1 rRNA gene is annotated in these 268 nt (G+C 57.8%); it reads left to right on the top strand.

Annotated elements, in window-relative coordinates:
• Positions 1-268: ribosomal RNA gene (locus tag J0A67_RS23770) — 16S ribosomal RNA — on the top strand; the annotation flags it as partial.

The raw sequence follows: 268 nt of genomic DNA on the forward strand, positions 1-268 counted from the left end.
GCACGTCAAGGTGGGGACTCTAGACAGACTGCCTGCGCAAGCAGAGAGGAAGGAGGGGACGACGTCAAGTCATCATGGCCCTTACGCCCAGGGCGACACACGTGCTACAATGGCGCATACAGCGGGTCGCTACCTAGCAATAGGATGCCAACCTCTAAAAGTGCGTCTCAGTTCGGATCGGGGTCTGCAACTCGACCCCGTGAAGCTGGAATCGCTAGTAATCGCGCATCAGCCATGGCGCGGTGAATACGTTCCCGGACCTTGTACA

The sequence above is a fragment of the Algoriphagus aestuariicola genome, from assembly GCF_017254835.1.
In the GTDB taxonomy this organism is placed as follows: domain Bacteria; phylum Bacteroidota; class Bacteroidia; order Cytophagales; family Cyclobacteriaceae; genus Algoriphagus; species Algoriphagus aestuariicola.